We start from the raw sequence: 8842 nt of genomic DNA, 5'->3' as shown, positions 1-8842 counted from the left end.
TGGGCGGCAGCACGATCATGTTCACCGCGACTCCGATGGCCGACCCCAGCAGGATTTCGGCCATCCAATACGCCAGATAGGTCAGATTCTGCGCGGTGCCGTAACAGACCATCAGCAGTGCGGTCACCCCGGTCCAGATACCGCTGGTGCCGAACCGATGCCATTGCCCCACAATCATTCCCACGAATACCGCGACGCCGAGCGTCAGCACCGGCTGCGGGAAGACGAGTGTGGTGAGGTAGGCGACCGCCAGCCCGGCCAGCAGTGCGCACGTCTGCTGCGCGGCGCCGGTGAGTGAGCGGTACACCGTGGTCGTCATCAGGAAGACCGCCGCGTAGGGCGCCATGAACGACTGCGGCGCCGGTATCGCAGCCCGGGCGATGGTCCAGGCCGCGACGGCGGCCGCGGCCATTTTCGCGGCCTGGATCAGTGCCTCACGTTCGCGCCCGGAACGAGTGCAGGCGCGCCCCGGCCACGTCGTGGTCAGCCGTCGCGCCGCTCGTGCGCGATATCCGACAGGCGGAATGAACAGTCCCTTCGTCGCGGGTGGGCCGGCATCTACTCGCCGAGCTACCCGCGACGTTTCCGGCGAAACGCGGCGCCGGCCGCGGTCACCAGGCCAGAACCGGTTTGACGACACGTCCCGCGTGGTGGTCGGCCAGGGCGGTGCCGATCTCGGTGTACGGGTAGGACCGGACCAGCCGGTCGAGTGGCAGCCGGCCGGCCGTGTAGAGCTCGAGCAGCTGCGGGATGAATCGCCGCGGCACCGCGTCGCCCTCCAGACAGCCGTGAATCGTCTTGCCGCCCAGCACGATATCGCGCATGTCGAGCTGCGGGACGCCGATGCCGAGGCCGACCACCGCCACCGCGCCGCCGGTGGCCAGCCCCGTCACCGCCGCCGCGAGCACGTCGGGACGACCGGTGGTGTCGAGGGCGTGGGTGGCGCCGCCGCCGGTGAGTTTGTCTATGGTCGCGGCGGTCTCGTCGCCCGGGGCCAGGGCGGCGGCCGCGCCGAGTTCGAGGGCGAGCGCACGGCGATCGGCGGACGGTTCGACCACCAGCACCGTGGTGCCGGGACGTGTCCGTGCGGCCAGCAGCCCGGCCATGCCGACCGCACCCGCGCCGTAGATCACGATCTGCGAATCCGGTTCGGGGGCGAGCACATTCAGTACCGCGCCCGCGCCGGTCTGGAAGCCGCAGCCCAGCGCGGCGGCGACGACGAGATCGGTGTCGCCGGGGACGACGACCGTATTGTCCGCGGTGCTGAGCGCGTATCCGGCGAAACTCGACTGCCCGAAGAAGCCGTCGCGCACGCGCGTGCCATCGACGGTGATGCGGGGCGAGCGATCGGCACGGCCGCCGAACTGGTTCAACGCGGTGGAATGAGCGCAGTAGGGCAGGCGGCCGAGCCGGCAGTTGCGGCAGGTGCCGCAGTGCCGGAACGTCAGCACGACCCGGTCGCCGGGCCGCACGCCCGCCACCTCGGCGCCGACCGCGGCCACCACACCCGCGCCCTCGTGGCCGAGCAGGATCGGGCGGTCGGCGGCGCCGGCGGCGCGGGAGACCAGATCGGTGTGACAGATTCCCGACGCCTCGATCCGGACCAGGATCTCGTCGGCACGCGGTTCGTCGATCGTGACGGATTCCAGGCTGAAGGCGGCCCGCGGATCGCGCGACAGCGCGGCAGTGGTCACCGGCACGGCTCAGACCCGCTCGAGCAGGAAGTAGAAGTATTCGCCGCCGGCCAGCACCAGTTCGGGGCGTCCGTTCATGATGCCCATCAGCGTGTTGTCGTCGAGGCGTTTGAAGTGGTCGAACACCGCGCGCCCGTCGTAGACCATGGTCGCGGTGACCTGGCCGCGGAATTCGATATTCCACAGCGTGGCCTCGCCGCCGCCCAGTTCGACATCGGAGTACAGCGTGCCGTCCTCGGCGCGGCAGATCAGCGGTTTCGCATCCATCGTCGAATGGAAGGTCTTGCCGTACCAGCCGCTCTTGTCCAGTGCGCGGCACAGCGGGTGGCCGGTTCGGAAGGCGGCGCCCTTCCATTCGCCCAGGATGTCCTCGGCGCGCACGACCGCGAGTTCGGCCCACAGCCGGTCCAGCTCGTCGGCCGATACTCCGCTCGATTGCGCCGCCAGCTCGCGCCAGCGCTCGGTTGTCCCGGTCATCGCATCCTCCACAGTTTCCCGAACCAGCTGGTTCGGGAAACTACACCCGAACCGGCTGGTTCGGCAAGATAGGATCCGCGGCATGCGCGCAGCAGGCCATGCCACCAGGGAGCGAATCCTCGCCGCGGCCAAGGCGGAGTTCGCCCGCTACGGCATCGCCGGGGCCCGGATCAACCGGATCGCGGAGGCGGCCAATGCCAGCAAGGACCGCCTGTACGCCTACTTCACCGGCAAGGACGACCTCTACGCGGCGGTGACCGAGCAGTGGGCGACCGAGACCACCGCCGAGACCGCGCTGGACGCGGACGATCTGCCGTCCTATGTCGGCAGGCTCTTCGATCACTATCTGCACCACCCCGACAACGCCCGGCTGCAGGCGTGGGCGGAGATCGAGCGCACCCATATCCCGGACGCCGACGAGGCGATCCGGCGCGCGGTCGCACCCAAGATCGCCGAGATTCGCCGCGGTCAGCGCGCCGGGCTGATCACCGCCACCTTTCAACCGCTGACCCTGCTGACATTGCTGACCGATCTCGCCCGCACCTCCGCGGTCCACGCCCTGCACGACGACGACGCCGAGGACCGGCGCGCCGCCACCGTCCTCGCGGCCCGGCGGTTGATCGCGCCCTGAGCGCGGCGCTGGTTTGCCCGAAGCGGGTGCGGGTAGCGCGAGTGCTGAGAATACCCGGGCTCCACCGACCGTAGGGGCCTCCACCGCCGCCACGTCGACAGGAGATCGCGATGGGTTTTCCGGAGCAGCAACAACAGGTCCCCGGGGTGCAGCAGCGGATGACCCCGCAACCGGACTGCGGGGAGGACAGCTATCGGGGGTCGGGCAAACTCACCGGGAAGGCGGCGGTGATCACCGGCGCCGACAGCGGAATCGGGCGCGCCGTGGCCATCGCCTTCGCCCGTGAGGGCGCCGACGTGCTGATCTCCTACCTCGACGAACACGAGGACGCGCAACAGGTCGTCGCGCTGGTGGAGCAGGCAGGCCGCAAGGCGGTCGCGGTGCCGGGCGACCTGTCCGATCCCGAACACTGCAAGGTCGTCATCGACCGCGCCGCAACGGAATTCGGCAAGATCGATGTGCTGGTCAGCAACGCCGCGTATCAGATGACGCACGAAAGCCTCGATGAGATCTCCGGCGACGAATGGGATTACACGTTCAAGCTCAACGTCGGTGCGCTGTTCCATCTGGTGAAGGCGGCCGTCCCGCATATGCCGGCGGGCGGCTCGGTCATCGGCAGCTCCTCGGTGAACTCGGATATGCCCTCACCGACGCTGGCGCCCTACGCGGCCACCAAGGCCGCCATCGCCAACTTCTGCGCCAGCCTCGCACAGCTGCTGGGGGAGAAGGGGATTCGCGTCAACAGCGTCGCGCCGGGCCCGATCTGGACGCCGCTGATCCCGTCCACCATGCCGGTGGAGAAGGTCCGCAACTTCGGCGACGACGTCCCGCTCGGGCGGGCCGGACAGCCCGCCGAGCTGGCCGCCTCCTACGTGCTGCTGGCCTCCGACGACGGCAGCTACATCTCCGGTGCGCGGCTCGCCGTCACCGGTGGCCGGCCGATTCTCTGATCGGCCCGTCAATCGGTCCGCCCGTGGCCGGTGCCGGGTGGAGCGGACTCCGGCCGTCCCGGCTGCGGCGATCCCTCGAACAGGATGGGACGGTCGCCGGCCGGACCGAGGAACAGCCCGAGCAGCAACATCGCCGCGCCGAGGCCCAGATGCAGCCAGTTGTCCGCGGTGTTGACCGGAATGACGTTCGCGGTCGACTCCTTGTCCACGACCAGGCCGTACACCCAGAGCGCGAGGTAGACGACGCCGCCGGCGATGAGATAGGTCCGCGCGGTCATCGTCGTGCGGCCCATCGCCAGGCCCGCGACGCCGAACACCAGATGCACGATGTTGTGCAGCGCCGAGACCTGGAACACGCCGAACAACTCGGCGCCGGAATGATGCCCGGTCCAGGTGAGCATGTCGTAGTTCGTGGTCACGCCCGGGATGAACCCGAGCACCCCGACCACCAGGAACGCCGCCCCGACCGCATAGGCCGCGGCCTGCACCGGGGAAACCCGCGCCCGATGCCGAGATACAGATGCGGTGGCCATCGCTGCTCCCTTCGAATGCCGAAGATTCGCCCGTGACTTCGACGGTAGCCGCACCGGACCGCCGCGAACAGCGCGAACCCGTTACAACCCGGTCGGCGCGGGTATCGCGCACACAGACCGGGCTGTCGCCAGGACCGGATCCGCGCCATCCGCCACCCTTCGTCTCCGAGGTGACCATGCATATCCGATCCGGTACCCACACGGCCGGGGCGAGCGAACACGACCGCATCGCGCACCCGTGGGGGACGCGCACCCCGTACGGCCCCGGGCAACCGTGGCCGCAACGCGTGGATATGTTCCTGGCCGAAGGTGTGCGCGAGGACATGGTGGAACGCTGGGTGCCGACCGCCTCGGTGCTGCATTCCAATGGCGACGCGATGGATATCGCCGTGCACGAGGGCCGCATCGTGGGGGTCCGCGGCCGCGCCGGGGACCGGGTCAATCGCGGGCGGCTGGGCCCGAAGGACCTGTTCGGCTGGCAGGCCAACAATTCTCCCGACCGGCTGACGGCCCCGCTCGTGCGCCGCCGCGGCAAACTGGTCGAAACCGATTGGGACACAGCCATGTCGATGGTGGCCGAGCGAACCCGGGAGCTGCTGGGCGCGCGGGCCGGGATCGATCGGCTTCTACACCACCGGGCAACTGTTCCTGGAGGAGTACTACGCGCTCACCGTCCTGGCTCGCGGCGGCATCGGCACCGATCATCTCGACGGCAACACCCGGCTGTGCACCGCCACCGCCGGTGAGGCGCTGAAGGAGTCGTTCGGCTCCGACGGGCAGCCCGGCAGCTACTCCGACGTCGACCACGCCGACGTGATCGCGCTCTACGGCCACAACGTCGCCGAAACCCGGACCGTGCTGTGGTCGCGCATGCTCGATCGCCTGCGCGGCCCGAATCCGCCCGTCCTCGTCTGCGTCGACCCCCGCACCACGCAGGTCGCGCGCGCAGCCACCATCCATCTGGCGCCGCGCCCGGGCACCAACGTGATGGTGATGAACGCGTTGTTGCACGGGCTGATCCGCAACGACTGGATCGATCGCGACTACATCGACGCGCACACCGTCGGCTTCGACGAATTGCGTCAACAGGTCGCCGGCTGCACGCCCGACCGCGCGGCGGAGATCTGCGGCGTGCCGGCGGTCGATCTGCGGGCCGCGGCGAGGGTGATCGGCACCGGCGAGCGGGTGCTGTCGACGGTGCTGCAGGGCTTCTACCAGTCCCACCAGGCCACCGCGGCGGCGGTGCAAGGTCAACAACGTTCATCTGATTCGCGGCATGCTGGGCAGGCCCGGCTGCGGGGTCCTGCAGATGAACGGCCAGCCCACCGCGCAGAACACCCGCGAATGCGGCGCCAACGGCGATCTGCCGGGATTCCGCAACTGGGCCAACGATTCTCACGTCGAGGAATTGGCGCGGCTGTGGAATATCGACCCGCAACGCATACCGCACTTCAGCGCGCCGACGCATCTGATGCAGATCCTGCGCTTCGTCGAGGACGGCTCGATCCGCTTCCTGTACGTCAACGGCACCAATCCGGCGGTGTCGCTGCCCGAACTCGCGCGCGTGCGTGCCCTGCTGTCGCAGCGGCGGCTGTTTCTCGTCGTACAGGACATCTTCCTGTCCGAGACGGCGCACTTGGCGGATGTGGTGCTGCCCGCGGCGACCTGGGGCGAGAAGACCGGCACCTTCACCAACGCCGACCGCACCGTGCACCTGTCGGAGAAGGCGGTCGAGCCCCCCCGCGCTGCCCGGCCGGATCTGGACATCTTCCTCGACTACGCCCGCCGCCTGGATCTGCGCGACGCCGACGGCGCACCGCTGCTGCCGTGGCGGACGCCGGAAGAGGTGTTCGAGCAGTGGAAGCGGTGCAGTGCGGGACGCCTGTGCGACTACTCGGCCATGAGCTACGCGAAACTCCGCGCGCGGGGAGGTATCCAGTGGCCGTGCACCGAGGAGTATCCGGAGGGCACCGAGCGCTTGTACGTCGACGCGAAATTCCGTGCGGCGCCGCAGGATTGCGAAACCTACGGTCGCGAGCTGATCACCGGAGCGCCGTTGGAGCCGACCGAATATCGCGCGCTGAACCCCGAGGGCCGCGCGGTCATCAAGGCGGCGGAGTATCTTCCGCGGCACGAGTCGCCGAGTGCGGACTATCCGTATGCGCTGATCACCGGTCGCACGCTCTACCATTTCCACACCCGCACCAAAACCGGCCGGGCCCCGCAACTGCGGGCCGCCGCGCCGGAGGTGTGGGTGGAGATGGCCGCCCAGGACGCCCGGCGCGAGGGGGGGACGACGGCGACCTGGTCCGCGTGCGCACCACGCGCGGGCAGGTGACGGCCCGGCTGCGCACCGGCGACATCCGTCCCGGCGTGGTGTTCCTCCCGTTCCACTACGGCTACTGGGACACCGCGGTCGGCGATCGCCCCGCCGGGAAGGACGGCACCGCCGCCAACGAGCTCACGCCCACCGAATGGGATCCGGTGTCCATACAACCGCTGTTCAAATCGGGCGCGGCAGCGATGGAACTCGTGCGCTCCGGCCGGCGATCGGAACGAACCACCACACCGGCGGTCGAACCGGAGCGGAGCGCGCGATGAACGACCTGGACGCCATGCTCGCCGAAATACACCGCAGCGAAACCCATCTCGGCAAACTGCTGATCCGCACCGCCGATCGTCACCGCACCGACCACGAGGTCCACCACGTGTGCCGGGATCTGCTGTTCTGGACCGACGAGCATCGCCGCAAACTGGCCCACACCGGAGAACGGCGCGGCCTGCGCCTGGACGCGTCGCCGTTGTCGGTCGCCGGACCGGTGGAATCGGCGCGCCGGGCGCTCGGCACTCTGGTCGGCCGGCGGCACGCGCCCGCGCTGTTGTTGCTGCGCGATCTGCGCACGCTCCACAGCCACGCCGCGGTGGTGTCGGTGAACTGGGAAATCCTGGCCCAGGCGGCGCAGGCGGCGAGAGACAGCGAACTGCTGGATCTGGCCTCCGACTGCCATCCGGAGACGTTGCGACAGATGCGCTGGGCCGATGCCGAGATCAAGGAGCCGCTCCCCAGGCTGTCGCGACGCCGTGAATACCGCTGCCGACGGCGGGTATGCGCCCGCTATGACTGCCTCGATAGAGCAGTTGCTGCACACGCTCACCAAGGTGGTGAACGCGCTGCTGGCCCATGAGATCGACTTCGCGGTCGGTGGCGGCTGCGCGGTGTACGCGCGCGGGGGTCCCGCGAGCGATCACGATGTCGACATCTACGTCAAACCGGCCGACGCCTTCCGTGCCCGCGACATCCTGACCGCGTCCGGGCTGCACGCCGTCGACCCGCCCGAGGACTGGCTGACCAAGGTGTACGACGGAGATACGCTGGTGGACTTGATCTTCCGGCCCAACTACCGCAACGTCGACGACGATCTGCTGGGCCGCGCGACCTGGATGCGGATAGGCCCGGCGGCGGCTCCGGTGCTCAGCGGCACCGATCTGATGGTGGACAAATTGATGGTCCTCGACCCGCACCGGCTCGATTTCACCCGGCTGCTGGCGGTCGCCCGGGATCTGCGGGAACAGGTCGACTGGCGGCGCGCCCGGGACGAAACCGCGGTCTCGCCGTACGCACGGGCGTTTCTGGCGCTGGTCGAGGATCTCGGAATCGGAGGTGAGGTCATGGCTCAGGACTCGGGCGACGAGGTGTTGCCGCAATATCTGGTCGCGAATCTGCGGCGGGCGTTCGCGGAGGACCCGCGCACCGCCGAACTCGGCGTGCAAGTGACCATCCGCGGCGCCGTGGTGGTGCTGTGCGGGGAGGTCGGCAGTGAACAGCAGCGCAGCGACCTGGAGGACATCGTGCGCGAGCACGCGCCGAAACTGCGCATTCACAACGATATTCGGGTGTCCTCCACGCACTCGCCCATCGTCGATCACGAACGGCTCAGCTGATGACGGGCCCGGAACGGACGACAGACGGGGTGGTGCGCATCGCGGCGGTGGCCGATATCCACCTCGGCGCGGAGTCACAGGGAACGCTGCGCCCGGCATGGGAGCGACTGCCCGAGGAGGCCGACGTGCTGCTGGTCGGTGGCGATCTCACCCGGCACGGCACCCTCGACGAGGCGCGGGTGGTCGCCGCCGAACTGGAGGACCCCGGCGTGCCGGTGATCGCGGTGCTCGGCAACCACGACCACCATTCCGATCTGCAGGACGACATCACGGCCCTGCTGTGCGATCACGGGATCCGGGTGCTGGAAGGAAGCTCCACCACGGTGACCGTCGGTCCGTATTCGCTGGGCGTGGCGGGGACGAAGGGCTTCGGCGGTGGCTTCGCCGGCAAGTGCGCGAGCGTGTTCGGTGAGCGCATCATGCGCGACTTCGCCTCGTACACCGTCGATCTCGCCGACGCGCTGCATGTCGCACTGTGCGGGCTGGACACCGATGTGAAGGTCGCGCTCACGCACTATTCCCCCTGCGGGGACACCCTGCACGGCGAGCCGCCCGAGATCTATCCGTTCCTGGGCTCGTACCTGCTCGGCGAGGCGATCGACACCTGCGGAGGCG

9 protein-coding genes and 1 pseudogene are annotated in these 8842 nt (G+C 69.2%); 6 read left to right on the top strand and 4 right to left on the bottom strand.

Going from position 1 to position 8842, the window contains the following annotated elements; genetic code table 11:
• From RJ03_RS11700 to RJ03_RS11690, 3 genes are all read right to left on the bottom strand, one after another.
• On the bottom strand, positions 1 to 412 hold a 412-nt coding region (locus RJ03_RS11700), incomplete at its 3' end, for an FUSC family protein (protein WP_373281697.1).
• Positions 413 to 611: 199 nt separating this feature from the next.
• Positions 612 to 1700, bottom strand: coding sequence for an NAD(P)-dependent alcohol dehydrogenase (locus RJ03_RS11695; RefSeq protein WP_036501198.1), 1089 nt, complete (start codon positions 1698 to 1700; stop codon positions 612 to 614).
• A gap of 3 nt (positions 1701 to 1703) precedes the next feature.
• The gene (locus tag RJ03_RS11690; RefSeq protein ID WP_036501196.1) at positions 1704 to 2171 is read right to left on the bottom strand and encodes a DUF4334 domain-containing protein; all 468 of its coding nucleotides are present in this window, start codon (positions 2169 to 2171) and stop codon (positions 1704 to 1706) included.
• 82 nt (positions 2172 to 2253) lie between these two features.
• On the opposite strand from RJ03_RS11690, the gene RJ03_RS11685 reads away from it, so the two are divergent.
• On the top strand, positions 2254 to 2802 hold the full coding sequence (locus tag RJ03_RS11685; protein WP_036501193.1) for a TetR/AcrR family transcriptional regulator: 549 nt from the start codon (positions 2254 to 2256) through the stop codon (positions 2800 to 2802).
• Positions 2803 to 2912: 110 nt separating this feature from the next.
• A complete protein-coding gene (locus RJ03_RS11680; RefSeq protein WP_036501191.1) occupies positions 2913 to 3752 on the top strand; it encodes an SDR family oxidoreductase in 840 nt (279 codons plus the stop codon).
• Positions 3753 to 3760: 8 nt separating this feature from the next.
• Here the strand turns inward: RJ03_RS11680 and RJ03_RS11675 are convergent, their stop codons facing one another.
• A complete protein-coding gene (locus RJ03_RS11675) occupies positions 3761 to 4285 on the bottom strand; it encodes a DUF4383 domain-containing protein (protein WP_063064332.1) in 525 nt (174 codons plus the stop codon).
• A gap of 176 nt (positions 4286 to 4461) precedes the next feature.
• Here RJ03_RS11675 and RJ03_RS11670 point away from each other — a divergent pair.
• From RJ03_RS11670 to RJ03_RS11655, 4 genes and pseudogenes are all read left to right on the top strand, one after another.
• Positions 4462 to 6886: pseudogene (locus RJ03_RS11670) on the top strand (molybdopterin oxidoreductase family protein).
• Positions 6883 to 7470: a hypothetical protein gene (locus RJ03_RS11665; RefSeq protein WP_063820367.1), complete on the top strand. Its 588-nt coding sequence runs from the start codon at positions 6883 to 6885 to the stop codon at positions 7468 to 7470. Before RJ03_RS11670 ends, RJ03_RS11665 begins: the two are co-directional and overlap by 4 nt.
• Positions 7403 to 8227 (top strand): BON domain-containing protein, encoded by an 825-nt coding sequence (locus tag RJ03_RS11660; protein ID WP_036501189.1) that lies wholly within the window; start codon positions 7403 to 7405, stop codon positions 8225 to 8227. The genes RJ03_RS11665 and RJ03_RS11660 overlap by 68 nt, the downstream gene beginning before the upstream one ends.
• 32 nt (positions 8228 to 8259) lie before the next feature.
• On the top strand, positions 8260 to 8842 hold a 583-nt coding region (locus RJ03_RS11655; protein ID WP_051024584.1), incomplete at its 3' end, for a metallophosphoesterase family protein.

Source organism: Nocardia aobensis NBRC 100429 (assembly GCF_000308375.1).
Taxonomy (GTDB): domain Bacteria; phylum Actinomycetota; class Actinomycetes; order Mycobacteriales; family Mycobacteriaceae; genus Nocardia; species Nocardia aobensis.
Note: the sequence above shows the minus strand (reverse complement) of the source record. Positions and strands in the feature narration are given on the sequence as shown.